Source organism: Achromobacter sp. EB05, from assembly GCF_044232075.1.
GTDB lineage: Bacteria > Pseudomonadota > Gammaproteobacteria > Burkholderiales > Burkholderiaceae_B > Achromobacter > Achromobacter dolens.
Genome location: NZ_CP155917.1, coordinates 3280943 through 3307460, shown reverse-complemented (window position 1 = coordinate 3307460; position 26518 = coordinate 3280943). Strand labels below are relative to the sequence as shown.

Below are 26518 nucleotides of genomic sequence, written 5' to 3'. Positions count from 1 at the left end.
GGCGCGGGAGGTTCCCGGCGCCGCCTCTGTTCTTGTGCGGCCGGCGTGCGTGCGCCGGCCGTGCCGCGCCGTCAGGCCGGTTTCCGCAGTTCCTCCAGCAGCGCCAGCGCGCGGTCGGCGCGCACGTCCTTTTCCTCGGCCATGCGTTTGGCCAATTGGTCGACCTCGGCGCCCACCGCGCCCACGGTCAGCGCGATGTTGCGCGCGTGCAGCGCCATGTGGCCGCGCTGGATGCCTTCGGTGGCCAGCGCCCGCAGCGCGCCCAGGTTCTGCGCCAGGCCCACGGCCACGGCGATCTCGCCCAGCTCCTGGGCCGAGCGCACCGCCATGATCTTGAGCGCCAGCCGCGCCAGCGGATGGGTCTTGGTGGCGCCGCCGACCAGGCCCACCGGCATCGGCATTTCCAGCGTGCCGACCAGGGCGCCGCTGGCGTCCTTTTCCCAATGAGTCAGCGAGGTGTAGCGGCCGTCGCGGCAGGCGTAGGCATGGGCGCCGGCCTCGACCGCGCGCCAGTCGTTGCCGGTGGCGACGATGACCGGGTCGATGCCGTTCATGATGCCCTTGTTGTGGGTGGCGGCGCGGTACGGGTCGGTGGCGGCGAACACGTAGGCGTCCAGCACGCCCTCGATGATCTCGGCGCCGCTGCGGTCCTTGGTGTCGAGGGTCTGCGGCGTCAGGCGCACGCGGGCCCGCGACAGGCGCAGGTCGGCCAGGTTCGACAGGATGCGCAGCCGCACCGTGCCGCCGGTGATCTCCTCGACCAGCGGCGCCACGGCCTCGGCCATGGTGTTGACGGTGTTGGCGCCCATGGCGTCGCGCACGTCGACGATCAGGTGCAGCACCAGCATCGGGCCGCGCGGCGTGTCGGCGAACACGTGCGCCTCGATGTCCTGGCAGCCTCCGCCCAGGCCGATCAGCACTTGATCGCGGCTGTTGGCCAGCTTGACGATGCGCTCGCGCTCGCGCAGCAGGGCGACGCGCGCGCCGTGCGGATCGCTCAGGCCCAGCACCTGCACCTGGGCGCGCATCAGCGGCCGGGTGCTGGAGGTCTCGAAGCCGCCGTTCTCGCGCGCCAGCTTGGCCATGAACGAGGCCGCGGCCACCACCGACGGTTCTTCCACCGCCATCGGCACCAGCACGTCGCGGCCATTGACCTGGAAGTTGCCGGCCACGCCCAGCGGCAGCTCGAAGGCGCCGATGACGTTCTCGATCATGCCGTCGGCGCGGTCCAGGCCGAGCGCGCCCGGTTCGGCCAGTTGCTGGCGCTCCTCGGGCGTCAGGCCAGCCGCGTCGGCGATGGCGGCGAGGCGTTGGGCGGGGGTGAGGGCGCGGAAGTTGGGCAGGCGTGAATCGGCCACCATGGCATGTGTCTCCATCTGGAAATCTAGGAATTGGGTGACCGGATTCTAGGTAAACTGTACCGGCATTCAGAGGTACAGTTTGGACGAACAGTACCATCGCACTGCACCAATTTTCGACTTTTCCCCGCTGGAAACCACGCCGTGGACGCCGACAACTCCCTGGGCCGCGCCCCGCGCGCCGCGCCCATCGCCGAAAGCCTGGCGCGCCTGATCGGGCGCCAGATCGCCGATGGCGTCTACCGCCCGGGCGATAAATTGCCGTCGCTGCGCGAGCTGGCGCAATTGCATCGCTACGCCAAGAACACCGTGGTGGTGGCGTTCGAGATGCTGGTGGCGCGCGGGCTGGTGGAGCCGCGCCGCGGCTCGGGCTTCTACGTGCTCGACACCGGGCCGGCGCGGCGCGCCGCCGATGAAGAGCCGGGGCAGTTGAGCCGCGCCATGGACATCGTCTGGCTGATGCGCGAGCAGCTCAAGACGCAGCCCGACGCCATCGCCGCCGGCGACGGCTTCCCGCCGGTGGAATGGCTGGCCGACATGCGCATGGACCGCTATCACCAGAAGGTGGTGCGCACCGGCCTGGGCACGTTGTTCCGCTATGGCAGCCGCTTCGGCTACGCGCCGCTGCGTGAGAGCCTGGTGCGCAAGCTGGGCGACGTCGGCATCAGCGCGGCGCCGTCGCAACTGGTGCTGACGCACGGCGCCAACGAGGCCATGGACCTGGTGATCCGCTACTTCCTGCCGCCGGGCGCGGCGGCGCTGGTGGACGATCCGGGCTACTACCCGCTGTTCGGCAAGCTCAAGCTGGCCGGCGTGCGCATGCTGGGCGTGCCGCGCCTGTCGGACGGCCCGGATCTGGCGGCGCTGGAGGCGTTGCTGCAGCGCGAGAAGCCGCGCCTCTTTTTCACGCAGTCGCTGGCGCACAACCCCACCGGTTCCGACATTTCGCCGGCCAAGGCCTACAAGCTGCTGCAACTGGCCGAGCGCCACAACCTGATCGTGGTCGAGAACGATCCGCTGGCCGACTTCAAGCCGACCTCGGCGGTGCGGCTGTCGGCGCTGGACCAACTGGAACGCACGGTCTACATCGGCAGTTTCTCGAAGTCGTTCTCGGCGGCGCTGCGGGTCGGCTTCATCGCCTGCGGCGCGGGCCTGGCCAGCGATCTGGCGGACCTGAAGGCGCTGGTGCACGTCAGCAGTTCGGAATACTGCGAACGCATGGTCGACGTGATGCTGCGCGACGGCCACTACGAACGCCATCTGGTGCGCCTGCGCCAGCGGCTGGAAGCGGCCACCGGCGACGCGCTGCGGGTGCTCGATTCGCTGGGCGCGACGGTCTACACGCGGCCCACCCGCTCGCTCTATCTGTGGGCGGCGTTTCCCGGCATCGACAATTCGCTGGCGCTGGCCGAGGACCTGATGCCGGAGAAGGTCATCATGGCGCCGGGCCGCGTGTTCAGCGTCGATCCGACGGCGGCCTCGCCCTGGTCGCGCTGCAATGTGGGCGCGGTGGCGTCGCCGCGCTTTCACGCCGCGCTGGCGGCGCGCCTGGGGCGCGGCGGCGCTCAGCGGTAGCTGAATTCCTCGAACCAGCCGCGCAGCAGGGCCTGCGCCTGCGCGCCCAGCAGCCGCGCCGGCGGGGTGCTGGGGCAATTGCGCGCGCCCTGCACCGCGAAGCGCTTGACGCCGCGCCGCGCCAGTTCGCGCGCCAGGCTCAGCAGCCGGGTCTCGTCGAGCCAGTCGGGATGCCAGGTGATGCGGCATTCGAAATCCACGCCCGCCGTCAGCAACTGCGTCAGGCAGGCCTGCGCGGGGCGGTGCGAGTCACGCCGGCCCGTGATGTCGTCATAGCCCTGCGCGTCGGCCTTGATGTCCAGGCCGACCCAGTCCAGGTGGCGCAGCACGTCGGCCAGGCGCAGCGGATAGATGCCGGCGGTGTGCAGGCCGATGCGGTATCCCATGCGCCGCGCCTCGCGGATCATCGACGGCAGGCGCGGCTCGCTGAGCGGTTCGCCGCCCGAGAACACCACCGCGTCGAGCAGGCCCTGGCGGTTGTCCAGGAAGGCGCGCACATCGCGCCAGTCGTAGCGCGCGTTGCGTGTCTGCAATTCGGGGTTGTGGCAGTAGTGGCAGCGCCAGGGACAGCCGGCGATGAAGACGACGGCGGCAAGCGTGCCCGGCCAGTCCACGGTGGAGAAGGGCGTCAGGCCGCCCACCGCCGGCGAATGGCGCGGCAGCGGCTGGGCCGCCGGCCGGGGCGGCGCGGCGTGGGCCAGGCGCGGCGGGTGGCGGGCGGGGGCGGCCTTGCGGCCGCCGGCCGCTTCAGGCACGTTGTTCGACGAAGAAGCGGCGTTCATTGAATTCGCCTTGTTTGCCGGTGTTGAAGGAAGACACGGGGCGGTGATAGCCCATGACGCGGGTCCAGACTTCGCAGCGCACGCGCTGGCTGTCGTCCAGATGCGCGGCCTGCGGGGCGATGGCTTGCGGGGTGATCACGGTTTGCATGATGGCTCCTGGGGAAAGGGCCGGGCGCGGATCGCCCGGGGGTAAAAAGCGATGGACGGCGCGGTCAGGCCGGCGCGCAGCAAGACGCCTGCCTGGCCAGCAATTCGGCGTCGCACTTGGGGCAGAACTCGTGGTGCCCGGCCAGATAGCCGTGGTTCGGGCAGATCGAGAACGTCGGCGTGACGGTGATGTACGGCAGCCGGAAATTCGACAACGCGCGCCGCACCAGTTCCTTGCAGGCGCTGGCCGACGACACGGCCTCGTTCATGTACAGGTGCAGCACGGTGCCGCCGGTGTACTTGCCCTGCAGCGCTTCCTGCAGCGCCAGCGCCTCGAACGGATCGTCGGTGTGGCCCACCGGCAACTGGCTGGAGTTGGTGTAGTAGGGCTGGGCCTCGGTGCCGGCCTGCAGGATGCCGGGATAGCGCTTGCGATCCTCGCGGGCGAAGCGGTAGGTGGTGCCTTCGGCCGGCGTGGCCTCCAGGTTGTAGAGGTGGCCGGTCTCTTCCTGGAACTCGGTCATGCGCGCCCGCACCCGGTCCAGCAGCCGCACCGCCAGCGCGTGGCCGGCCGGCGTGGTGACGTCGTCGGCGTCGTCGCTGAAGTTGCGGATCATCTCGTTGATGCCGTTCACGCCAAGCGTGCTGAAGTGGTTGCGCAGCGTGCCGAGGTAGCGCCGGGTGTACGGATACAGGCCCTGGTCGATATAGCGCTGCACCACCTTGCGCTTGGTCTCCAGCACGTCGCGCCCGAGGCCCAGCAGGTGGTCCAGGCGCGCCATCAGCGCCGCCTCGTCGCCGCGGCAGGTATGGCCCAGGCGGGCGCAATTGATCGTCACCACGCCCACCGAGCCGGTCTGCTCGGCCGAGCCGAACAGGCCGTTGCCGCGCTTGAGCAGCTCGCGCAGGTCCAGTTGCAGGCGGCAGCACATGGAGCGCACCATGTGCGGCTCCAGATCGGAATTGAGGAAGTTCTGGAAGTACGGCAGGCCGTAGCGCGCGGTCATCTCGAACAGGCGCTCGGTGTTGGGGTGGTCCCAGTCGAAATCGGGCGTGATGTTGTAGGTGGGAATCGGGAAGGTGAACACGCGCCCCTTGGCGTCGCCGGCCATCATCACCTCGATGTAGGCGCGATTGATCATGTCCATCTCGGCCTGCAGGTCGCCATAGGCGAACGGCATTTCCTCGCCGCCGACGTAGGGGATCTGTTCGCGCAGGTCGGCCGGGCAGGTCCAGTCGAAGGTCAGGTTGGTGAACGGCGTCTGCGTGCCCCAGCGGCTCGGCACGTTCAGGTTGTAGATCAGCTCCTGCATGCTTTGCTTGACCTCGGCGTAGGTCATCGCGTCGCGCCGGATGAAGGGCGCCATGTAGGTGTCGAACGAGCTGAAGGCCTGCGCGCCGGCCCATTCGTTCTGCAGCGTGCCCAGGAAGTTGACGATCTGGCCGATGGCCGCCGACATGTGGCGCGGCGGCGTGGCCTCGATCTTGCCGGGGATGCCGTTGAAGCCCTCGGTCAGCAACTGGCGCAGCGACCAGCCGGCGCAATAGCCGCTGAGCATGTCCAGGTCGTGGATGTGGATGTCGCCGTCGCGGTGGGCCTGGCCGGCCTCGGGCGTGAAGACGTTGGACAGCCAGTAGTTGGCGGTGACCTTGCCGGCCACGTTCAGGATCAGCCCGCCCAGGCTGTAGCCCTGGTTGGCGTTGGCGTTGACGCGCCAGTCGCGCTGTTCCAGGTATTCCTCCATGGCGCTTTCCACGTCCACCAGGGTGTGGCGCAGCGCGCGCAGGCGGGCGTGCTGTTCGCGGTAGACGATGTAGGCGCGGGCGGTGCGCCAGTAGCCGGCCTTGACCAGCGTTTCCTCGACCTGGTTCTGGATGGTCTCCACGCCGGGGCAGACGTTGCCCTCGGCGGCCAGCGCCTCGATCACCGCGCCGGTCAGCGCCTGGGCCACGTCGGCGTCCAGTTCTCCGGTGCCGCGGCCGGCGGCGGCGATGGCCGCCGCGATCTTGGCGCGGTCGAATGCGACGACCCGGCCGTCGCGCTTGAGGATGTGTTGGAGTTGCATCACTGACACCATATGTTGTGGGGTGGAAAAACTCTACCACCACCTATGGTGTCAAAGACCGGGTCGCCGAGGCGTTTGTCAGGCCGGCTTGATGCCGGTCAAACGGCCCCGGCCGGGCCGGGGCGGGCGCAATGCGGCCCTAGAAGCCGAAGCCGACCCCCGCGATCGAGATGACCACCGCCAGCGCCGCGGTGCGCATCGCCGGGCGCGGCGACCACGACAGCATGCCGACCCACAGCAGGGCGCCGGCCGACAGCCAGCCGAGCCAGGCCACCACGCCTACGGTGTTGCCCCACAGGCCGACGCAGGGCAGCAGCGCCAGCAGCAACAGCAGGATGCCGGCGCCGCGCAGCACGCGCGAATGGCCGGCGGACGGATCGCGGCCCCAGACCTGGTCATAGTGGCGCGGCATCGCCAGGCTCAGGCAGGCCATGCCGGAATAGGTCAGCAGCAGCGCCATGGCGATGCCGTATGCGTCGTTCAGATTCATGCCGTGGCTTCCTGGGGCGGGCGGGCGTTGCGCGGCGGCGGCGCCGACAACGGTTTCTTGCGCAATCGTAGCGCGGCCCAGCCGGCCGCCAGGCCGGTGGCCACGGCCGTCAGTTCGACGCCGGCGCTTTCCCAGTCGCCACGCGCGATCTGCGCCAGCGGATGGTCGCCGATCGTCGCCAGCGACAGCAGCGGCAGCAGCAGGCACAGCGCCGACAGCGTGGCCAATTGTCCGATCCACGCGCGCCGCGGCGCGCACAGCCAGGCGTGGGCCAGCGTCAGCGCCCAGACGATGAAGAAAGCGCGCAGCTCCCAGCCGGCGCGCTGCGGCAGCGCCACCGGCAGCAGGCGGTTGGCCCACAGGTAGGCGACGCAGGCGATCGCCAGGCCGGCCAGCGCGGCCACGTTCAGGCCTTCGATCAGGCGGTAGACGCGCGCGGTGGCGGCGCCGAACTCGTTGCCCATCTTGTTGCGGCGCTTGACCATGAACAGCACCGCGCCCGTGCCCATCATCGCGGCGCCGGCCAGGCCGCACAGGAAATACAGCCATTTCATGGCCAGGCCGCCGAACTTGACCATGTGCAGGTCGGCCATCACCTGGCGCGTGAGCGGCGCGGCGCCGCCTTCGACGCCGCCGGGCGCGCGCACGCGCAGCAGTTCGCCGCTGGCGGCGGAGAATTCGGCCATGCCGGTGGTGGTGCTGATGAGGACCTGCTGGTCGGCGGCCTCGTTCCAGCCATAGACCGCGATCCGCATCGAGCCGTCTTCGGGGTTGTTGATGACGACGGCGCGGGCGGTCTGCCCGATCAGTTGTTCGGCGCGGGCCACCAGCGGTTCCAGCGGCGGCACCGCCAGCGCGGCGCCGGTCGGCGTCGGCCGGTCTTCGCGGGAGAGTTCGGCCAGGTACTGGCGCGCGGCCTCGGCGCCGCCGCCATAGGCCGCCGTGATCGGCGCGGGCATCAGCGTCAGGGCCGAGATCACGATGCCGGTGTAGGCGATCATGAACTGGAACGGCAGCGTCAGCACCGCCGTGGCGTTGTGCGCGTCCAGCCACGAGCGCTGGCCTTTTTTCGCGCGGAAGGTGAAGAAGTCCTTGAAGATGCGCTTGTGCGTCACCACGCCCGAGATCATCGCCACCAGCATCGCCATGGCCGCGAAGGCCACGATCCAGACGCCCAGCGGCTGGGCATGCAGGTTGTAGTGGAAGTCGACGAAGTGACTGCCGCCGAGCGTGGCGCGGCCGGCCGCGTGGTGCGCTTGCTCTGGCAGTTCCTGGCCGGTCTCGGGATCGAGTTCGGCGTCGGCGTATTCGCCGTTCTGGTCCAACCAGTACGCCACCAGGCCGTTGTCGTGAAAGCGGTCCACCGGCCAGATCTCCCACATGCCGGCGCCGGGGTGATGCCGCGCCATGTACCGCACCGCCAGGTCGAGCCGGCGCGCGCGATCCACCTTGACGGGCTCGCGCGCCGCCGCCTCGGCCTCGGCCGCGTGATGCTCGGGCGTCATCCAATGAGTGATGGGTTCGGCGAATACCGCCAGGGTGCCGGTCAGGAAGGCGGCGAACAGCAGCCAGGAAAACCACAGGCCGACCCAGGTGTGGAGCCAGGCCATGGAAAGACGGAAAGTGGATTTCAGAACGCGCCTCGTTATTTTTCGACGCGGCCGCGGACCGGCGTCCTTTATTGAGAATGGTTCTGATTCTAGTCGAAATGGGGCCAGAGTAGGACGAAATCCCTACGCGCTGGCCCCGCGGCGCAACGCGGGGCGCCCGCCGGCCTCAATCCAGTTTGATGTTGGCGCGCCGGCCCACTTCGCCGAAGGTCTGCAACTCTTGCTGCATGCGCGCCGTGAAGGCCGCGCCGTCCAGGTAGACCGGTTCCAGCGCCAGATCCGTGACGGCGCGTTGCACCTGCGGATCGGCCATGATCCCGGCCACCGCGCGGTTCAGCGTGTCCAGCACGGGCTGCGGCGTGCGGGCCGGCGCCACCAGGCCGTACCAGCCCACCATCGACACGCCCGGCAGGCCGCTTTCGATGAAGGTCGGCACGTCCGGCAGTTGTGGCACGCGGTGTTCGCCGGTGACGGCCAGCGCGCGCACCTTGCCGGCCTTGACCTGCGGCGCGGCCGACGACACCGTGTCCACGCCCAGCGCGATCTCGCCGCCGATCAGGGCGGTGATGAACTGCGCGCTGCCCTTGTAGGGCACCGGCGTCATTTTGGCGCCGGCGGCCTCGGCGAACATTTCGCCCACCAGGTGCGGCGCCGATCCCGGGCCGAAGGTGCCATACATCAGGCCGCCGCCGGCGGTCTTGTCGCGCGCCAGCTCGGCGGCCTGTTGCGCGGTCTTGGCCGGCACGCTGTTCTGCGCCAGCAGCACCACCGGCGCCAGGGCCACGATGGCGATGTGCTCGAAGCTGCGGCGCGGATCGTACGGCAGGTCGCGCTTGAGCGCCGGCAGCACGGTGTAGGTGGTGCTGCCCGACAGCATCAACGTGTAGCCGTCGGGCTGCGCCTGCGCCACGGCGTTGGCGCCGATGACGGTTGACGCGCCGGGCCGGTTCTCGACGATCACGGCCTGGCCCAGCTTGCCCGACAGGCGGTTGGCCAGCAGGCGGGCCACCGCGTCGGTGGCGCCGCCGGGCGTGAACGGCACCACCAGCTTGATGGCCTGTTCGGGATAGGCGGCGTGGGCGGCGGGCGCGCCCACGGCGGCTTGGAGGGCAAGGGCCGAAAGGCAGGCCAGCGCGGCGGCGCGGATTCTGGCGATCATGGTCGGGTCCGGTCAGGGTTGGGCAATGGTAACGGGGTTGCGGGCGGCCTGGCGCAACGCGGCGCCCTGGTCGCCCAGGTCCCAGAACAGGCCGGCCATGATGGCCAGGCCCTCGCGCGCCACGCTGCCCAGCAGATGTTCGTTGGGGGCGTGCTGGGCGCAGGCGGGGTAGGAATGCGGCACCCACAGCGTGGGCAGGCCGAGCAGGTCGGCGAAGATGTCGTTGGGCAGCGAGCCGCCCAGGTTGGGCAGCAGCGCCGGCCGCAGGCCCGTGCTGCGCTCGATCGAGGCGGCGGCCCAGCGCGCCCACGGGTTGTCAGGCGACAGCCGGGTGGCGCCGGCCTGCATGCCGACGCGCACCTGCACGTCGCCGAAGCCGGCCTCATCGAGGTGGGCGCGCACGTGGCGTTCCAGCGCCTTCCAGTCGGTGCCGACCACGAAGCGCAACTGGCACCAGGCCGAGGCGGCCGGCGGAATGGCATTGACCGGCTTGGCCGGATCGCCGGCGCCGAAGGTCAGCACGTCCAGGCTGTTCCAGCCGAACACCTGCTCCGCGGGCGACAGCCCCGGTTCGCCCCAGTTGTCGATCGCGGGATCGTCGGGACCGCCGCCGACCTCCAGGTCGGCCAGCGCCGCGGCCACCGCGGCCGGGATGGGGGGCGGGCGCAGGCCCGGCACCTGGATGCGGCCGCGCGCGTCCACCAGCGTGGCGATGGCGTGCGACAGGATGATGGCGGGGTTGGCCAGCAGGCCGCCCCAGTTGCCCGAGTGATAGCCGCGCTCGCGGGCGCGCAGCGACAGTTCGAAGTTGACCGCGCCGCGCGAGCCCATGAACAGCGTGGGGCGGGCAGCGGCCAGGCGCGGGCCGTCGCTGGCGATGAAGACGTCGGCGGCGAGAGTCTCGCGCTGCGCCTCGCAGAACGCCGCCAGGCCCGGCGAGCCGGCTTCCTCGCCGGTCTCGATCAGCCAGGTGGCGTTGAATCCCAGCTTGCCGTCGCGCGCCCGCAGGACTTCGCGCAGCGCCGCCAGGTTGATGGTGTGCTGGCCCTTGTTGTCGGCGGTGCCGCGGCCGTACCAGCGGTCGCCCTCGACCCGCAGGCGCCAGGGATCGCGGCCGGCGTCCCATTTGGCCGCGTTGCCGCGCACCACGTCGCCGTGGCCGTACAGCAGCACGGTGGGCAGCGCCGTGGACTCGATGCGCCGCGCCACCAGGATCGGCAGATCGACCCCGGCCGGGTTGGGATGGACGCGACAGGCAAAGCCGAGTTGTTCCAGGCCCGGTGCGAGCTCGTCGCTCAGGTAGGCGTGCTGGTCAGGGGCCTGGCTCGGTTCCTCGCTTTCGGTCTGGAAGGCGACGCGGCGGGCCAGGTCGGCCTGCAAGGTGCCATCGTCATAGGCGCCGGTGGCGTGGGCTAGGGCTTGTTCGCGGGTCACTGCGGTCTCGGGGGAAGCGGCGGAGGCACAAAGTTATTACGCTTATGGACATGCCACAATTAGATAATTCGCATTTGATCGTTGCCATTAAGGCAATGATTGGGGGAGCACCATGATTTCGCTGGGATTGCGGTATTTCCTGGAGGTGGCGCGCTGCGGCTCGATCGCCGGCGCGGCGGCCGCGCAGCATGTGGCGGCTTCGGCCGTGAGCCGCCAGATCGCCAAGCTGGAGGAAGAGCTTGGCATTGCGCTGTTCGAACGCCAGGCGCGTGGCATGGCCTTGAGCGAGGCAGGGCGCCAGTTGGCCGCCTACGCCAACGCCGCCGCGCTGGAGGCCGAGCGCGTCACCACCGCCATCCGCCAGCGCAGCGCGCAGGGCGACGTGACGGTGCGGCTGGCCTGTACCGAGGGCTTCGCGCACCGCTTCCTGCCGCAGTGCATGGCCGATTTCAAGCGCCTGCATCCCGAGGCGCGCTTCCATCTGCTGGTGGAGCGGCCGGAGGAGGTCAACCGGCTGATCCTGGAGGGCCTGTCGCAGTTGGCGCTGCGCTACACGGTGGCGCCCGACGAGCGCCTCAAGACCGAGCTGCTGTGCCGCGCGCCGGTCTACGCCATCATGTGCCGTCGCCATCCGCTGGCCGCGCGCCGCAGCGTCGGCGTGCGCGACCTGGCGCAGGCGCCGCTGTCGCTGGGCGATCCGGGCACCACGGTGCGCGACCTGTTCGACACGGCCTGCGCCAATGCCGGCGTGCACATCGAGCCGGCCTATGTGTCCAACCATTCGGCGGCCTTCCTGCCGATGCTGCCGGGCAGCCAGATCGTGGCGTTGACGGGCTACCTGACAGTGATCGGCCTGCTCGACAGCGCCGGCCTGGTGGCGGTGCCGTTCAGCAATCCCGAAATGCGCCAGCGCAGCATCCAGGTCGTGACCTTGCGCGGCGCCACCCTGCCGCCGCTGGCGCGGGCCTTCCTGGCGCTGCTGGCCGAACGCCTGAGCGTGGCGCCGCGCGCCCCGGAAGTGGAACGGGGCGCGGGCTGAGGCGTCGGGCGCGGTGTGGACGGGCGGATCAGGCGCGGCGCGCGCGCCAGCCCGCCACCTTCAAGCGCAGCCGCTCCAGCGCCAGGTACACGATCGGCGTGGTGTACAGCGTCAGGAACTGGCTGATCATCAGCCCGCCGACGATGGTCACCCCCAGCGGCCGGCGCAGTTCCGAGCCTTCGCCCATGCCCAGCACCAGCGGCAGCGCGCCCAGCAGGCCGGCCAGGTTGGTCATGACGATGGGCCGCAGGCGCAGCATGGCGGCGCGATGGATGGCCTGTTCCGGCGTCAGGCCCTCGCGCCGCTCCAGGCCGAGCGCGAAGTCGATCATCAGGATGGCGTTCTTCATCACCACCCCCACCAGCAGGAACAGGCCGAGCAGCGCGATCAGGCTGAACTCGATATCGGCCAGCCGCAGCGCCAGCAGCGCGCCGACGCCGGCCGAGGGCAGGGTCGACAGGATGGTCAGCGGATGCAGCGGGCTTTCGTACAGGATGCCCAGCACCAGGTAGATCGCCACCAGCACGCCCAGGATCAGCCAGGGCTGGTCCTGCAGGCTCTGCTGGAAGCTGCGGGCGTCGCCGCCCAGCCGCGTCTGGATGTGGGCCGGCACCATCAGCCGCGCCATGGCGGCGTCGATGGCGGCCAGGCCCTGCTGCAGCGAGACGCCCTCGGCCAGCGAGAAGCCGACGCCGACGGCGGCAAACAGGCCGTCGTGGAACACGCGGTCATTGACCAGGCCGTGTTCGTAGGTGGCGAAGGCCGACAGCGGCACGCGGCTGCCGTCGGCCGCCACCACCTGCACCCGTTCCAGCACCTCGGGGTCCTCGGTGTAGCGCGGGTCCAGCTCCAGCACCACGCGGTATTGGTTCATCGGGTCGTACAGCGTCGCCACCTGGCGCTGGCTGAAGGAGTTACCGAGCACGCTGGCGACGGTGCGCATGTCCACGCCCAGGCGCCGGGCGGCGGCGCGGTCGATGTTGATGACCACCTGCTGGGTGGCGGCGTCGCCCACCGCGTCGACGTCGCGTAGCTCGGGAATGTCGCGCATCGCGCGCGAGATCCTGCGCGACCATTGCCGCAGCGCCGGCACGTCGCTGGCCATGATGGCCAGCTCGTGGTCGCCGGAATTGCCGAAGCCGCCCGGCATGCGCAGGTCCTGGTCGACGTTCAGGAAGAACATGCCGCCCGGCACCGGCGGGGCGTTGGCGCGCAGCCAGTCGATCACCTGGGCCGAGGATTCGCGCCGCTCGGCAACCGGCTTCAGGCGGATCAGGAACAGCGAATTGCTGATGCCCAGGCTGCCGCCGTTGTAGCCGATCACGTCCTGCACGGCCGGATGCCTGAGCACCAGTTGGCGATAGACGTCGATCTTGGGCTGCATCACCTGGAACGAGAAGCCGTCGTCGCCGCGCACGAACCCCATCAACTGGCCGGTGTCCTGCTGCGGCAGGAAGCCCTTGGGCGCCTGCACGTACAGATAGGCGTTCAGCGCCACCACCGCGGCCAGCAGCAGCAGGGTCAGGCGGGCGTGGCCCAGCACCCGCGCCAGCGACGCGCCATACCATTGGTGGATGCGGGCGAACACCGCGCGCAGCCGCGAGGGCCGCGTTTGGGTCGCGGCCGGCGGCCGCAGCCAGCGCGCGCACAGGCTGGGAATGATGGCGACCGACACCACCAGCGAGATCAGGATGGCGGCCACCAGCGTGATCGAGAACTCGCGGAACAGCCGCTCCACCAGCCCGCCCATGAACAGGATCGACACGAACCCCACCGACAGCGCCAGCGTCATCGCCACCAGGGTGAAGCCGACCTCGCGCACGCCGCGCAGGGCCGCCTGGCGCGGACCCAGGCCGCGCTCGAGGTGGCGCGAGATGTTTTCCAGCACCACGATGGCGTCGTCCACCACCAGGCCCGCGGCCACGATCAGCGCCATCAGCGACAGGTTGTTGAGCGAGAAGCCCCACAGGTACATGACGGCGAAGGTGGCGATCAGGCAGACCGGAATCGCCACGCTGGGAATGGCGGCGGCGCGGGCGCTGCCCAGGAACAGCCACACCACCAGGATCACCAGCCCCACCGCCAGCCCCAGCGTGACGTGGGCCTCGCGCAGCGTGGCATGGATGCCGGGCGAGCGGTCCAGCACTACGGTCAGGTCGACGTCGGCCGGCATCAGCGCGCGCAGGCCGGGCAGGGCCTGGTTGATGGCGGCGATGGTCTCGATGATGTTGGCGCCCGGCTGGCGGCTGACGGTCAGTACCACCGCCGGGTTGTGGTTGTGAAAACCGCTGCTGTAGCGGTTCTCGACCGAGTCGCTGATCCGCGCCACCTGGGCCAGCCGCAGGGCGGCGCCGTCCTGGTGGCGCACGATCAGGCCGTTGTAGTCGGCGGCCGTGCGCGGCTGGCCGGGCGTGCCGACCTCCCAGCGCTGCGAGGCCGAGTCCAGTTGGCCCTGCGGACCCATGGGGGCGGCGTTGGCGATGGACTGGCGCAGGTCGTCCAGCGCCACGCCGTAGTGCGCCAGCGCATTGGGGTTGACCTGCACTCGCACCGCCGGCAGCGAGCTGCCGCCCAGCGTCACTTCGCCGACGCCGACGATCTGCGAGAGCTTCTGCGCCAGCACCGTGGCGCCCAGGTCGTAGAGCCGGCCGGCGGGTCGGGTGGGCGAGCTGAGCGCCAGCGCCATGATGGGCGCCTGCGACGGATTGACCTTGCGGTAGCTGGGATTGCCCGGCATGCCCGAGGGCAGCTCGGAGCGGGCGGCGTTGATGGCGGCCTGCACGTCGCGCGCGGCGGCGTTGATGTCGCGGTCCAGCGCGAATTGCAACAGCACGCGGGTGGCGCCCTGGTTGCTGGACGAGCTCATGGCGCTGACGCCGGCGATGCCGCCCAGCGCGCGTTCCAGCGGCGCGGCCACGGTGCTGGCCATGCTCTCGGGGCTGGCGCCGGGCAGTTCGGCGCGCACCTCGATGGTGGGGAAGTCGACCTGCGGCAGCGGCGCCACCGGCAGCAGGCGCCAGGCCACCGCGCCCAGCAGCGTCAGGGCCAGCGCCAGGAAGATGCAGGCGATGGGCCGGTGCAGCAGCGCGCGGATCATGGCGCCGGCCGGTCCGCGGGGGCGGGCAGGGCCTTGCGGCGGCCCGCGCCCAGTCGGTGGAAGAACAGGTAGACGGCGGGCGTGGTGAACAGCGTCAGCACCTGGCTGACCAGCAGGCCGCCGACCATCACCCAGCCCAGCGGCTGGCGCAGCTCGGCGCCCGAGCCGGTGGCCAGCATCAGCGGCAGGGCGCCGAACAGCGCCGCCAGCGTGGTCATCAGGATCGGCCGCAGCCGCAGCAGCGCGGCTTCGCGGATCGCCTCGCGCGGCGCCAGGCCGCGGCTGCGTTCGGCTTCCAGCGCGAAGTCGACCATCATGATGCCGTTCTTCTTGACCAGCCCGATCAGCAGGATGATGCCGATCACTGCGATCAGGTCCAGCGGCCGGCCGGTCAGCAGCAGCGCCAGCAGCGCGCCCACCGTGGCCGACGGCAGGGTCGAGAGGATGGTGACCGGGTGGATCGCGCTTTCATACAGCATGCCCAGCACCAGATACATGGTGACCACGGCGGCCAGCATCAGCCACAGGGTGTTGGACAGCGAGGCCTGGAACGCGGACGCCGCGCCCTGCAGGCGCAATTCGACGCTCGCGGGCATGGCGATGTCCTGGCGCGCCGCTTCGATGGCGGCGATGGCCGCGCCCAGTGAACCGCCGGCCGGCAGGTTGAACGAGAAATTCACGGCGGGGAACTGCGACAGGTGGTTGACCGCCAGCGGCACGGCGCGCTCGCTGACCGTGGCCAGCGCCGATAGCGGAATCGGCTGGCCGTCCGCCGTGCGCAGGTGGATGCGTTCCAGCGCTTCGGGGCTGGCGGCCAGGCGCCGGTCCACCTCCAGCACCACGCGGTACTGGTTGGACTGCGTGAACAGGGTGGCGACCTGGCGCTGGCCAAAGGCGCTGTAGAGCGCCTGGGCCACGTCGTCCATGGTCAGGCCCAGGCGCGCGGCGGCGTCGCGCGAGACCTCCAGGTAGGCCTGGCGGCCATCGCCCTGCAGGTCCGACGAGATGTCGGCCAGTTGCGGCGCGGCGGCCAGGCGCTGGGTCAGGGCGTGGCTCCAGCGCGCCAGCAGCGCGCTGTCGGGCGAGGTCAGGGTGAACTGGTATTGGCCGCGGCTGACGCGATCCTCGATGTTCAATTCCTGCACGGGTTGCAGGTACAGCGAGATGCCCTGCACCTGGCGGGCGCGGGCGTCCAGCCGCGCCATGATGTCGGCCAGCGGCGCGCCGCGCTCGCTCCAGGGCTTGAGGTTGACCAGCAGGCGGCCGGTGTTGAGGGTGGCGTTCATGCCGTCGATGCCGATGAAGGACGACAGGCTGGCGACGTCGGGGTCTTCCAGCAGGCTTTGCGCCAGCGCCTGCTGGCGCCGCGACATGGCCTCGAACGAGGTGCTTTGCGCCGACTGGGTCACGCCTTGCAGCGCGCCGCCGTCCTGCGCCGGGAAGAACCCCTTGGGCACCGCCAGGTACAGCAGCCCGGTCAGCGCGACGGTGGCCAGCATCGCCAGCAGCGTCAGGCGCTGGTGGCGCAGCGTGATGTCGAGCCAGCCGGCATAGCGCGCCTGCAGGTGGTCGAGCAGGCCGGGCGGGCGCTCGGCGTGCGGCGGCAGCAGGCGCGCGCACATCATGGGCGTCAGCGTCAGCGACACCGCCAGCGAGATCAGGATGGCCACCGCCAGCGTGATGGCGAATTCGCGGAACAGCCGGCCGACCACGTCTTCCATGAACAGCAGCGGGATCAGCACGGCGATCAGCGACAGCGTCAGCGACACCAGGGTGAAGCCGATCTGTCCGGCGCCCTTGAGCGCGGCCGCCATCGGGCTGTGGCCCTGTTCGCGGTAGCGGGCGATGTTCTCCAGCATGACGATGGCGTCGTCGACCACGAAGCCGGCGCCGATGGTCAGCGCCATCAGCGTGAGATTGTTGGTGGAGAAGCCCGCCAGGTGCATCACGCCAAACGTGCCGATCAGGGACAGCGGCACCGCCAGGCTCGGGATCAGCGTGGCCGGCAGGTTGCGCAGGAACAGGAAGGTCACCAGCACCACCAGCCCGACGGCGAAGGCCAGCTCCCATTGCACGCCGCGCACGGAGGCGCGGATGCTTTCGGTGCGGTCGGTCAGCACCCGCACCTGCGCCGCCGCCGGCAGGCTGGCGGTCAGTTGCGGCAGCAGCGCCTTGACCTGGTCGGCCACGGCGATGACGTTGGCGCCCGGCTGGCGTTGGATGTTCACCAGCACCGCCGGCTGGCGATCGACCCAGGCGGCCAGGTAGCGGTTCTCGGCGCCGTCCTCGACCGTGGCGACGTCGCCCAGCCGCACCGGCGCGCCGTTGCGCCAGGCCACGATCAGGTCGCGGTATTCCTGCGCGCTCTGCAACTGGTCGTTGGCGTCCATGATGACCGAGCGTACCGGGCCGTCGAAGCTGCCCTTGGGCTGGTTGGAGTTGGCCTTGGCGATGGCTTCCTGCACGTCGGACAGCCGCAGGCCGCGCGCGGCCAGCGCCATGGGGTTGGCCTGCACCCGCACCGCGGGCCGCTGGCCGCCGGCCAGGCTGACCATGCCTACGCCCGACAACTGCGCCAGGCGTTGCGTCATGCGCGTGTCGACCAGGTCGTAGACCTGCGGCAGCGGCAGCGAATCCGAGGTCACCGCCAGCGTCAGGATCGGCACGTCGGCCGGGTTGACCTTGCGGTACACCGGCGGCGTCGGCAGGTCGGACGGCAGCAGCGAGCCGCTGGCGCTGATGGCGGCCTGCACCTCCTGTTCGGCCACGCCCAAAGAGACGTCGAGCGAGAACTGCAGCGTGATCACCGAGATGCCGCTGCCGCTGGAGGACGACATCTGCTTGAGGCCCGGGATCTGCCCGAAGCGGCGCTCCAGCGGCGCGGTGACCGCGCGCGCGGTGACGTCGGGGCTGGCGCCGGGGTAGGGCGTGGTGACCTGGATGATGGGGTAGTCGACCTGCGGCAGCGCCGCCACCGGCAGCAGGCGCCAGGCAAGGATGCCCGACAGCAGCAGCGCCAGCATCAGGAACGAGGTGGCGACCGGGCGCAGGATGAAGGGGCGTGACAGGCTCATGGCGTTACGGCTGGGTTTCCACGATCCGCACCTCGCGGCCGTCGTGCAGGCGGTCCACGCCTTCGACCACCACGCGTTCGGCCACGGCCAGGCCGGAGCGGACTTCGACACGGCCGGCATTGGCGCGGCCCAGCGTCAGGTCGCGCCGGGTGGCGCGCTGGTCGTCGCCGATGACGAAGACAAAGGCGCCGTCGGCGCCGTACTGCACCGCCGCCGTGGGAATCGACAGCACCTCTTCCTGCCGCGCCAGCGCCAGGCGGATATTGACGAACTGGTTCGGGAACAGCGCCTCGTCGGCATTCTCGAACAGGGCGCGCAGCTTGACCGTGCCGCTGGCGGCGTGGATCTGGTTGTCCAGCGCCTGCAGGGTGCCCAGCGCGATCAGGCGGCGTTCGTCGGCGTCCCAGGCCTGCACCTGCAGGGCGGCGTCGCCGGCCTGCGCCTGGGCCTGGCGCAGCAGGTCCAGATGGGTCTCCGAAATCGAGAATAGCGCCGAGATCGGGCGCGTCTGCACCAGGGTGGCCAGGCCATTGGCGTCGGCGGCGCGCACGTGGTTGCCGGCGTCCACGCGCCGAAAGCCGATGCGGCCGTCGTGCGGCGCCTGGATGCGGGTCTGTGCCAGCAGGCGGCGGGCGTCGGCGACGCCGGCCATCAGGCGCTGGCGCTGCGCGGCGTAGCTGCGCGCCTGGGCCTCGGCGGTGTCCAGTTGCTGCCCGGCCACCGCTTCCTGGCGCGCCAGTTGCCGGTAGCGGCGCAGGTCGATCTCGGCATTGCCGAGCAACGCCTCGACGCGCGCCAGCTCGCCTTCGGCGGCCGCCAGCGCCGCCTGGTAGGGGCGCGGATCGATCTCGGCCAGCAGTTGGCCGCGGCTGACCGCCTGGCCTTCGGTGTAGTGCAGGCGCTGCAACTGGCCGTCGACCTGGCTGCGCAGCACCACCTGCGCCAGCGGCGTGATGGTGCCCAGCGCATGCAGGTCGCGTGGCAGCGGACCGCGGCGCGCGGCGGCGATGCTGACGGGCACGGGTTGCTGGGCGTAACCGGGAATGGCGGCGGCGGGCGGACCTTGCAGGGCGTAGCGCCAGATTGCCCAGCCGGCCAGCGCGGCCACGGCCAGGAAGGTGGCCAGCGCCAGCCGCTGGCGCAACGCGGCGGGGCCCGCGGAAGAAGGCAAGGGCATCTCGGTACTGCCGGGGGATAAGTTGGGGACAGTACGGATTCTAGCTGAATAATAATTATTAGCGTTTTTATATCAGCTTATCGTCAGGTTTGATGCGGCCTCCCTTGCGCCGGTTTGCCGCCGGCGCGCCCAGGCCGGCCTCGGCCAGCCGCGTCTGGATCAATTCAAGCAGCGCCCGGGCCCGTGCGCTGACCGAGTGGCGGTGGCTGTAGACCCCGAGCAACTGCAGCGGGGCCGGTTGCAGGTCCAGCGGCACTTCGCACAGGCGGCCGGCGGCCAGGTCCTCCTGGCATGAGGCGGCCGCCAGGATCGCGAAGCCGATGCCCTGGCGCGCGCCCATCAGCGCCAGTTCGCCGCTGTTGACGCGGTAGCGGCTGCGCACCGGCACCTTGACGATGTCTCCGGCCGCGTCCACGAATTGCCAGGGCATGCCCTTGAGCGCGCTCAGGGTGGTGATGCAGGGCAGCGCCTTGAGCTGGCGCGCCTGGCGCGGCACGCCGACGCGGGCCAGCAGCGCGGGCGAGGCAACCACGATGCTGGGCAATATCGCCAGTTCGCGCGTGATGAGGCTGCTGTCGTCCTGGCGGCCGCGATGGAACACGATCGACAGATCGACATCCTCGCGCAGCGCGTCGATGCCATCGAGGCGGGTGTCGCAGGCCAGGTCGATGCCGGGGTGGCGATCGCAGAACTCCGCCAGGATCGGCGCCAGCAACCGTGGCGCTTCGCCCGGCATGCACAGGTGCAGCGGTCCGCGCAGTTCCTGCCTGGCCGCGCCCAGTTCCTCTTCCGTGGCGTCCAGGCTGTCCAGCAACGGCTTGGCCCGCTGGTACAGCAACTGACCGGCTTCGGTCATGCGCAGATGGCGGGTGCTGCGTTCCAGCAGCCGCAAGCCCAGCCGCCGCTCCAGTCCCGCGACATGGCGGCTGACGTTCGACGACGGCATGGCCAGGCGCCGCGCCGCGCCCGCGAAGCTCTGTTCGTCCACCACCGCCGCGTAGACGCGAACGCTGTTCAGATCCAGGGCCTGACCCATGATTATCCCGTTTGCGATATGAAAGGAACCCATTTTTCCATACTAGTTCTCACATCCGGCGGAATCTACGATGCGGATCCTGTGTGCGGCGTCGGGCCGGCACGCGGGATTTGAAGCAAGGATTCAGCATGGATATCGGAATACTGGGCGGCGGGATCGCCGGCCTGAGCGTCGCGCTCGCCCTGCATCGGTCGGGACACCGGCCGCGGGTCTACGAACGCGGCGCCGCGCCGGCCACGATGGGGGCTGGCGTGACGCTATGGCCCAATGCGGGTTGCGTGCTTGACCGGCTCGGGTTGCTGCCGGACGTCGCGGCGCTGGGGGGCAAGCCGGTGGCGATGCGCCGTTACGACCCCGCGGGCAATGCCCTGGGCGGACTCGACATCACCGCGCTGGATCGCCTGATGGGTTACCCGACCCATGCGATCCTGCGCCGCGACCTGCTGGCCGTGCTGCTGGCGCACACGGCGCGCGCCGGCATCACGGTCGAGTACGGCCATCGCGCGGTGGCGATCGAGCCGGGCGATGATGGCCGCGCCACGGCGCGGTTTGGCAATGGCGCCGCCATCCGGCCGGACCTGCTCATCGGCGCGGACGGCCGGATGGACTCGGTGGCGCGTCGGTTCGTCACGGGCGACAACACGCCGGTGTACCAAGGGTTCGTGAACTGGATCGGCGTCGCGTCGGCTCCAGGCCTGGCCGATGACATCGCCATCCAGGACTATTGGGGCGTCGGCGAGCGTTTCGGCTGCGTCGCGGTGCGGCGGGATCTGGTCTATTGGGCCGGGGCCCAGGTCCGGCCGCTGTCCGTCGCCGGGGAGGGGGCGGATCCGCGCGCGGAGGTTGCCGGCCTTTTCGCCGCTTGGGCCGCGCCGGTCGCGCGCCTCATCCAGGCGACGCCCGCCGACGCCGTGCGCCTGATCGCCGTGCATGACCTGGACACGCCGGCGGTCTGGCATCGGGACAATGTGCTGCTGGTGGGCGATGCCGCGCACGCGCCGTTGCCGACCTCGGGCCAGGGCGCGTGCCAGGCGCTGGAGGATGCCTGGCACCTGGGCCAATGCCTGGCGGCCGGGCCGCGCGACCTGGAGGCGGCGCTGGCCGCCTTCACCGCGATCCGCCGGCCCAAGACCGCCGGCTTGACCGAGCTGGCCCGCGTCCATGCGCGCGGCCTGTTCGAGCGCGATCCGGAGATCTGCCGCCTGCGCGACCAGCAGGCCAGGGCGGCCGACCCGGCGGCGGCGCTGCGGGGCTTGGCCAGCGCCTGGGGCGAAGGGCTGTGAACGGGGATAATACGGTTTTCCAGCCAGTTTCCGCCCCGGCGCGCGCCGGGCCGCTCATAGGGTTTCATCCATGCAAGAAAATACCTCCGCCGCCGCGCTGATCGACGCGCTGCGCACCGACCGCGCCGCGTTGCAGTTGTGGCAAACCGTGGCGCGCGAGTACCAGGACAAGCATGCCGAGGTGCTGGCGCCGCTGGAGGTCACCGAGATCGAGCTAAAGGCCAGGCTGGTGTTCTGCTTCGACCATGCCGCCAAGCAGAAGGAGCTGACCAAGGCGGAACGTCAACTGGTGTCCGAGATCGCCGCGCAATTGGGGCAGGAGACGCTGTTCTCGATCCTGCTGGACGGCACGCCGGCCGAATGCGACGTCGAGCGCCTGAAGGCGGTCTACCGCAAGCACAGCGGTTCCGACATCGACGCCGAAGTGGCCGAGGAACGCGAGGCCGAGGCGGCGGAGATGGCCGAGATGGCCGCCTCCGCGCAGGCCCAGGCAGGCGCGCCCGCCACCGCCGCGACGTTCGCGCCGGACGCGCTGGCGCAGGCCGAGGCCTTGCTGGCGCTGGGGCCGGACGGCCTGGACGGCGTGCCCCAGGACAAGCTGGCGCTGGCCATTCCCGTGCTGCGGGAGCAACTGGCGGCCGTGAACCGCGAGCTGGCCGCGTTCGAGCGCGACTTCAAGGCCGAATACCGTTTCGATCCGGAGCAGCCGATCGACCCGGCCGACCTGATGGAAGACCTGGACGCGGAAATCGCCGATGTGCAGGACTATATCGGCGAGCTGGAGTTCGAGCTGTCGCAGTTCGTCGACATGCAGCAGCTCAAGGCCTGGCTCAAGGCCATGAAGAAGCAACTGGAAGCGACCCGCCGGCGCGAAGCGCGCGGCTAAGAAGCGGGGCGGCCGCCCGCGCTTCAAGGCGCCCGGCGCGGCCCGGCGGGCACGATCTTCATCATCGGCGCCGCCGGCTTGGCCGCGGCGTCCGCGCGCGGACGGATCATCCACGGCAAGAAGCGCCACAGGTACAAGCCGAACCCCAGCGCCCAGGCGCCGGCCGACGCATGCAGCAAGCCCAGCGCGGCGCCCGTCGGCACCAGGGCGGCCAGGCGCAGCAGCGCCGCCAGGATCACCAGCGCATAGCTCAGCACCATGCTGCGGTCGGCGCGCAGCGGCCGGCCCAAGTGGCCCATCGCCGTGCGCGTGGCCATGCCGATGATCAGCACCGAGAAACCGGCCACGCCGATGACGTGCGCCGGCCAGGCGGGCCGCGCCACGTAGCCGGCCAGTTGCGCCGCGCCCGCCAGCAGGCCGATGCCCAGGCCCAGATAACCCACGTACAGGATCCAAAGCAGCGGCACGCGGCGCGCGGCCCACGGCTTCCAGGCCAACCACTGCGCCAGCGCCAGGATGCCGGTGACCGCGAGCAGCAGTGCGGCGGCACGCGGCGCCCCGGCCAGCAGGCCGGCAATCGCCAGCACGCCGGCGCCGAGCTGCCAATGGCCGCTGCGGGTGTGGGGCGGAATTTCCAGGCCCTGCACGGCCCGCTTGGCGAAGAACGGCAGCACGCGGCGCGCGATCAGCAGCGTCAGCACCGCCATCGTCAAAAGGCCGGCGTTGAAGTAGCGCATCAGCGCCAGGTAATCGCCCGCCAGCGCGGCGCGCAGATACAGCGCGTGGGCCGCGGCCAGCGCCAGCAGCAGCAATGGCACGCCGTAGTTGCGGCGATTGCGCGTGATCCAGACGGCGCGCGCCAGGGCAATGGCGGCCGACAGGAAGAACAGCAGGTCGGCCACGGCGGCGACGGTGAAGGCCGTCATGCCGGGCGCCAGGTAGGCGCCGCGCGCCACCAGCCAGACCACACACAGCGCCGCCAGCGGCGCGCCGCGCAGCGGATTGCGGCCGGTCCAGTTGGCGCCGGCCGTCAGCAGGAAGCCGACCGCGATGGTGGCCACGAAGCCCCACAGCATCTCGTGGGCGTGCCACGGCATGGCGGTCAGCACGCCCGTCAGTCGGGCCGGCGCGAACACCCATAGCAGCACCGACAGCAACGCCCAGGCGCAGCCAGCCAGGTACAGCGGGCGAAAGCCCATTTCGGTGAAGGCGCGCCAATTCGGCCGCGCGGCGCCGTCAGCGGCGGGTTCTTCCAGGGTGAGCAGGGTGGACATGATGACCTTTGACCAGTAGCCGGCGGGGTGATTTTGAATGTGTATTTGAAATACATATTAATGCCTAAGAAGGCTTTCGGCCCATCGCGTGGATTTGATCCCGCGCAAACGCGGCGGCTTTTCCGGGGTGACTAGTCACATCGGCGGCGCCGATATGGTCGGCCGGCGAATGGTGGCGGCAGGCGCGGATGCCTAGGCTTGGGGCTGTCGTATTCCGTGTGCAAAAAAGCGAGAACCACCATGGCATCAACCCACCCCTCGGCCAGCGCGCCCATGCGGGTCCTGGTATCCAGCACCTTCGCCTTCACCATCTGCTTCGCGGTATGGATGATCTTCGCGGTGCTGGGCATTCCCATCAAGACACAGCTCGGCCTGTCCGAGACCGAATTCGGCCTGCTGGCCGCCATGCCGGTGCTGACCGGCTCCCTGGTGCGCGTGCCGCTGGGCATCTGGACCGACCGCTACGGCGGCCGGCCGGTGTTCTTCGTGCTGATGCTGCTGGCGGTGGTGCCGATCTGGCTGCTGTCCTACGCCACCGAGTACTGGCAATTCCTGGTACTGGCGCTGTTCGTGGGCCTGACCGGCGGCTCGTTCTCGGTCGGCACGCCCTACGTGGCGCGCTGGTTCCCGCGCAACAAGCAGGGCCTGGCCATGGGCGTGTTCGGCGCCGGCAATTCGGGCTCGGCCATCACCAAGTTCGTGGCGCCGGCGCTGATCGCCGCCGCCGGCGGCGCCTGGGTGATCGTGCCGCAGGTGTACGCGGTGGCGCTCCTGGTGACGGCGATCCTGTTCTGGCTGTTCTCGGCCTCGGATCCGTCGCACCGGGTGGCCGGCGGCGCCAGCCTGAAGGCGCAATTCGCGATGCTGAAGGACCCGCGCGTGTGGCGCTACTGCCAGTACTACTCGGTGGTGTTCGGCGGCTACGTGGCGCTGGCGCTCTGGATGACCAAGTACTACATCGGCGAGTATGGCTTCGACATGAAGCTGGCGGCGCTGCTGGCCGCGTGCTTCTCGCTGCCGGGCGGCGTGCTGCGCGCCATGGGCGGCTGGATCTCGGACCGCTACGGCGCCTACAAGACCACCTGGTGGGTGATGTGGGTGTGCTGGGTGGCGTTCTTCATCCTCAGCTATCCGCAGACCCACTTCACGGTCATGACCACCGGCGGCCCGCGCCAGTTCGACATCGCCCTGGGGCCGGTCAGCTTCACCATCCTGCTGTTCATCGTCGGCATCGCCATGGCGATTGGCAAGGCCTCGGTCTTCAAGTTCATCTCGGATGAGTTCGGCCAGAACATCGGCGCGGTCTCGGGCATCGTCGGCCTGGCCGGCGGCCTCGGCGGCTTCATCCTGCCGATCCTGTTCGGCGTGCTGCTCGACCTGAGCGGCGTGCGCTCCAGCGCCTTCATGCTGCTGTACGGCACGGTCTGCGTCTCGCTCATCTTCATGCATTTCAGCTTCCGGCCCGAAAGCGCCGCCACCGCGCGGCGCCAAGCCGCCTGACCCCCACCGGAGAACACCTATGTCTTCCCATGTCCTGGCGCGCTGGGAGCCGGAAAACCCCGGCTTCTGGAAACAGACCGGCGCCCGCATCGCCAACCGCAACCTGTGGATTTCCATTCCCGCGCTGATGCTGGCGTTCAGCATCTGGATGCTGTGGAGCGTGGTGGTGGTCAACCTCGACCGCGCCGGCTTCATGCTGTCCAAGAACCAGATGTTCTGGCTGACCGCGCTGCCGGCGCTGTCGGGCGCCACGCTGCGCATCTTCTATTCGTTCCTGGTGCCGGTGTTCGGCGGCCGCAAGTGGACCGCGATCTCGACCGCCTCGCTGCTGATCCCGGCGCTGGGCATGGGCTTTGCGCTGCGCGACCCGACCACCTCGTTCCCGACGCTGCTGATCCTGGCGCTGCTGTGCGGCCTGGGCGGCGGCAACTTCAGCTCCAGCATGGCCAACATCAGCTTCTTCTTTCCCAAGGACAAGAAAGGCCTGGCCACCGGCCTTAATGCCGGCATCGGCAACCTGGGCGTGTCGCTGGTGCAGTTCGTGGTGCCGGTGGTGATCTCGATGGGCGTGTTCGGCGCCCTCGGCGGCGAGCCGCAGACGATTACCGCCGGCGGCGCGCAGCGCAGCCTGTGGCTGCAGAACGCCGGCTTCATCTGGGTCATTCCCATCGCGCTGGCTTCGCTGGCGGCATGGTTCGGCATGAACGACATCGCCGACGCACGCGCCTCGTTCGCCGACCAGGCGGTGATCTTCAAGCGCAAGCACAACTGGCTGATGTGCTGGCTGTATGTCGGCACCTTCGGCTCGTTCATCGGCTTTTCGGCCGGCTTCGCCATGCTGACCAAGACGCTGTTCCCGCAGGTCGATCCGACCACCTACGCCTTCCTGGGGCCGCTGGTGGGCTCGCTGACGCGGCCGGTGGGCGGCTGGGTCTCGGACAAGCTGGGCGGGGCGCGCGTCACGCTGTTCACCTTCATCGGCATGATCGCCGCGGTGCTGGGCGTGGTGATGTTCCTGCCGCTGAACGGGCAGGGCGGCGACTTCAACGGCTTCCTGGCCATGTTCATCGTGCTGTTCGCGCTGACCGGCGTGGGCAACGGCTCGACCTTCCGCATGATTCCGGTGATCTTCCTGCGCGAGCGCACCCAGGCCGCGCACGGCAAGGGCGCGGCCGCGCAGAAGCAGGCCCTGACCGACGCGGCGCGCGAATCGGCCGCGGTGCTGGGCTTTTCCGGCGCCATCGGCGCCTATGGCGGCTTTTTCATCCCGCGCAGCTTCGGCACCTCGCTGGAGCTGACCGGCAGCGCCCAGGCGGCCCTGTATTGCTTCATCGGCTTCTACGCCACCTGCGTGCTGATCACCTGGTGGTACTACGCGCGCCGCAACGCGCCGGTGCCCTGCTGAGCGGGGCTGGCCGGGGTGACTAGTCACTCTGCCGCGCCCGCCCTGTGCCACCGGCGAATGGTCGGCGCGGCGGGCGACCACTAAAGTGATTTTGACAGCACGGATTGCAGTACGCGCCGGCCGCGC

General features: G+C 70.2%; 19 protein-coding genes. 6 read left to right on the top strand and 13 right to left on the bottom strand.

The features are described 5' to 3' along the window. Positions 1-71 precede the first annotated feature (71 nt). Positions 72-1361 carry a hydroxymethylglutaryl-CoA reductase, degradative gene (locus AAID08_RS15130; protein ID WP_054438049.1) on the bottom strand — a complete coding sequence of 430 codons (1290 nt, stop codon included), beginning with the start codon at positions 1359-1361 and terminating at the stop codon, positions 72-74. Between the two features lie 141 nt (positions 1362-1502). On the opposite strand from AAID08_RS15130, the gene AAID08_RS15125 reads away from it, so the two are divergent. Beyond that, positions 1503-2933 carry a PLP-dependent aminotransferase family protein gene (locus AAID08_RS15125; protein WP_395756554.1) on the top strand — a complete coding sequence of 477 codons (1431 nt, stop codon included), beginning with the start codon at positions 1503-1505 and terminating at the stop codon, positions 2931-2933. Here AAID08_RS15125 and AAID08_RS15120 read toward each other — a convergent pair. The 7 genes from AAID08_RS15120 to AAID08_RS15090 form a co-directional block, all read right to left on the bottom strand. After that, complete coding sequence (locus tag AAID08_RS15120; protein WP_269872561.1) at positions 2924-3715, bottom strand: anaerobic ribonucleoside-triphosphate reductase activating protein; 792 nt, start codon at positions 3713-3715, stop codon at positions 2924-2926. The two genes, AAID08_RS15125 and AAID08_RS15120, sit on opposite strands and share 10 nt — an antisense overlap. Next, complete coding sequence (gene nrdD / locus AAID08_RS15115; protein WP_049074065.1) at positions 3681-3863, bottom strand: anaerobic ribonucleoside-triphosphate reductase; 183 nt, start codon at positions 3861-3863, stop codon at positions 3681-3683. The genes AAID08_RS15120 and nrdD overlap by 35 nt, the downstream gene beginning before the upstream one ends. Positions 3864-3927: 64 nt before the next feature. Next, positions 3928-5928, bottom strand: coding sequence for a ribonucleoside triphosphate reductase (locus AAID08_RS15110; RefSeq protein WP_395756553.1), 2001 nt, complete (start codon positions 5926-5928; stop codon positions 3928-3930). A gap of 139 nt (positions 5929-6067) precedes the next feature. Next, positions 6068-6418: a DUF3325 domain-containing protein gene (locus AAID08_RS15105; protein WP_064525435.1), complete on the bottom strand. Its 351-nt coding sequence runs from the start codon at positions 6416-6418 to the stop codon at positions 6068-6070. Continuing rightward, positions 6415-8028: a PepSY domain-containing protein gene (locus tag AAID08_RS15100; RefSeq protein WP_175167987.1), complete on the bottom strand. Its 1614-nt coding sequence runs from the start codon at positions 8026-8028 to the stop codon at positions 6415-6417. The genes AAID08_RS15105 and AAID08_RS15100 overlap by 4 nt, the downstream gene beginning before the upstream one ends. Positions 8029-8194: 166 nt before the next feature. Beyond that, positions 8195-9187, bottom strand: a complete 993-nt coding sequence (locus AAID08_RS15095) for a Bug family tripartite tricarboxylate transporter substrate binding protein (protein WP_395756552.1) — start codon at positions 9185-9187, stop codon at positions 8195-8197. Positions 9188-9199: 12 nt separating this feature from the next. Continuing rightward, on the bottom strand, positions 9200-10621 hold the full coding sequence (locus tag AAID08_RS15090; protein ID WP_395756551.1) for a M20 family metallopeptidase: 1422 nt from the start codon (positions 10619-10621) through the stop codon (positions 9200-9202). A 112-nt stretch (positions 10622-10733) separates the two neighbouring features. Here AAID08_RS15090 and AAID08_RS15085 point away from each other — a divergent pair, with 112 nt between their 5' ends. Further along, positions 10734-11660: a LysR family transcriptional regulator gene (locus AAID08_RS15085; protein WP_054504267.1), complete on the top strand. Its 927-nt coding sequence runs from the start codon at positions 10734-10736 to the stop codon at positions 11658-11660. A 28-nt stretch (positions 11661-11688) separates the two neighbouring features. On the opposite strand, the gene AAID08_RS15080 is transcribed toward AAID08_RS15085, so the two are convergent. The 4 genes from AAID08_RS15080 to AAID08_RS15065 form a co-directional block, all read right to left on the bottom strand. Next, a complete protein-coding gene (locus tag AAID08_RS15080; protein ID WP_395756550.1) occupies positions 11689-14757 on the bottom strand; it encodes an efflux RND transporter permease subunit in 3069 nt (1022 codons plus the stop codon). Next, positions 14754-17831 carry a multidrug efflux RND transporter permease subunit gene (locus AAID08_RS15075; RefSeq protein ID WP_116791114.1) on the bottom strand — a complete coding sequence of 1026 codons (3078 nt, stop codon included), beginning with the start codon at positions 17829-17831 and terminating at the stop codon, positions 14754-14756. Before AAID08_RS15075 ends, AAID08_RS15080 begins: the two co-directional genes overlap by 4 nt. Positions 17832-17835: 4 nt before the next feature. Continuing rightward, positions 17836-19008, bottom strand: a complete 1173-nt coding sequence (locus tag AAID08_RS15070) for an efflux RND transporter periplasmic adaptor subunit (RefSeq protein WP_175143824.1) — start codon at positions 19006-19008, stop codon at positions 17836-17838. A 67-nt stretch (positions 19009-19075) separates the two neighbouring features. After that, positions 19076-20044 carry a LysR substrate-binding domain-containing protein gene (locus AAID08_RS15065; protein WP_395756549.1) on the bottom strand — a complete coding sequence of 323 codons (969 nt, stop codon included), beginning with the start codon at positions 20042-20044 and terminating at the stop codon, positions 19076-19078. A 128-nt stretch (positions 20045-20172) separates the two neighbouring features. Between AAID08_RS15065 and AAID08_RS15060 the strand changes: the two genes are divergently transcribed. Both AAID08_RS15060 and AAID08_RS15055 read left to right on the top strand, forming a co-directional pair. Further along, a complete protein-coding gene (locus tag AAID08_RS15060; protein ID WP_395756548.1) occupies positions 20173-21327 on the top strand; it encodes an FAD-dependent oxidoreductase in 1155 nt (384 codons plus the stop codon). Between the two features lie 70 nt (positions 21328-21397). Continuing rightward, positions 21398-22213: a hypothetical protein gene (locus tag AAID08_RS15055; RefSeq protein WP_395756547.1), complete on the top strand. Its 816-nt coding sequence runs from the start codon at positions 21398-21400 to the stop codon at positions 22211-22213. 23 nt (positions 22214-22236) lie between these two features. On the opposite strand, the gene AAID08_RS15050 is transcribed toward AAID08_RS15055, so the two are convergent. Then, positions 22237-23487 (bottom strand): NnrS family protein, encoded by a 1251-nt coding sequence (locus tag AAID08_RS15050; RefSeq protein ID WP_395756546.1) that lies wholly within the window; start codon positions 23485-23487, stop codon positions 22237-22239. Positions 23488-23727: 240 nt separating this feature from the next. Between AAID08_RS15050 and AAID08_RS15045 the strand changes: the two genes are divergently transcribed. Both AAID08_RS15045 and AAID08_RS15040 read left to right on the top strand, forming a co-directional pair. Next, complete coding sequence (locus tag AAID08_RS15045) at positions 23728-24987, top strand: nitrate/nitrite transporter (protein ID WP_395756545.1); 1260 nt, start codon at positions 23728-23730, stop codon at positions 24985-24987. Between the two features lie 19 nt (positions 24988-25006). Continuing rightward, the gene (locus AAID08_RS15040; protein ID WP_116791120.1) at positions 25007-26392 is read left to right on the top strand and encodes a NarK family nitrate/nitrite MFS transporter; all 1386 of its coding nucleotides are present in this window, start codon (positions 25007-25009) and stop codon (positions 26390-26392) included. Positions 26393-26518: the final 126 nt, after the last annotated feature.

What these genes read in the sequence shown, in the direction of transcription:
- AAID08_RS15060 (WP_395756548.1), top strand. Translation starts at nt 20,173, where the DNA reads ATGGATATCGGAATACTGGGCGGCGGGATCGCCGGCCTGAGCGTCGCG.
- AAID08_RS15045 (WP_395756545.1), top strand. Translation starts at nt 23,728, where the DNA reads ATGGCATCAACCCACCCCTCGGCCAGCGCGCCCATGCGGGTCCTGGTA.
- AAID08_RS15065 (WP_395756549.1), bottom strand. Translation starts at nt 20,044, where the DNA reads ATGGGTCAGGCCCTGGATCTGAACAGCGTTCGCGTCTACGCGGCGGTG.
- AAID08_RS15105 (WP_064525435.1), bottom strand. Translation starts at nt 6,418, where the DNA reads ATGAATCTGAACGACGCATACGGCATCGCCATGGCGCTGCTGCTGACC.
- AAID08_RS15080 (WP_395756550.1), bottom strand. Translation starts at nt 14,757, where the DNA reads ATGATCCGCGCGCTGCTGCACCGGCCCATCGCCTGCATCTTCCTGGCG.
- AAID08_RS15130 (WP_054438049.1), bottom strand. Translation starts at nt 1,361, where the DNA reads ATGGTGGCCGATTCACGCCTGCCCAACTTCCGCGCCCTCACCCCCGCC.
- AAID08_RS15085 (WP_054504267.1), top strand. Translation starts at nt 10,734, where the DNA reads ATGATTTCGCTGGGATTGCGGTATTTCCTGGAGGTGGCGCGCTGCGGC.
- AAID08_RS15055 (WP_395756547.1), top strand. Translation starts at nt 21,398, where the DNA reads ATGCAAGAAAATACCTCCGCCGCCGCGCTGATCGACGCGCTGCGCACC.
- AAID08_RS15120 (WP_269872561.1), bottom strand. Translation starts at nt 3,715, where the DNA reads ATGAACGCCGCTTCTTCGTCGAACAACGTGCCTGAAGCGGCCGGCGGC.
- AAID08_RS15075 (WP_116791114.1), bottom strand. Translation starts at nt 17,831, where the DNA reads ATGAGCCTGTCACGCCCCTTCATCCTGCGCCCGGTCGCCACCTCGTTC.
- AAID08_RS15095 (WP_395756552.1), bottom strand. Translation starts at nt 9,187, where the DNA reads ATGATCGCCAGAATCCGCGCCGCCGCGCTGGCCTGCCTTTCGGCCCTT.
- AAID08_RS15050 (WP_395756546.1), bottom strand. Translation starts at nt 23,487, where the DNA reads ATGTCCACCCTGCTCACCCTGGAAGAACCCGCCGCTGACGGCGCCGCG.
- AAID08_RS15110 (WP_395756553.1), bottom strand. Translation starts at nt 5,928, where the DNA reads ATGCAACTCCAACACATCCTCAAGCGCGACGGCCGGGTCGTCGCATTC.
- AAID08_RS15040 (WP_116791120.1), top strand. Translation starts at nt 25,007, where the DNA reads ATGTCTTCCCATGTCCTGGCGCGCTGGGAGCCGGAAAACCCCGGCTTC.
- AAID08_RS15100 (WP_175167987.1), bottom strand. Translation starts at nt 8,028, where the DNA reads ATGGCCTGGCTCCACACCTGGGTCGGCCTGTGGTTTTCCTGGCTGCTG.
- AAID08_RS15070 (WP_175143824.1), bottom strand. Translation starts at nt 19,008, where the DNA reads ATGCCCTTGCCTTCTTCCGCGGGCCCCGCCGCGTTGCGCCAGCGGCTG.
- nrdD (WP_049074065.1), bottom strand. Translation starts at nt 3,863, where the DNA reads ATGCAAACCGTGATCACCCCGCAAGCCATCGCCCCGCAGGCCGCGCAT.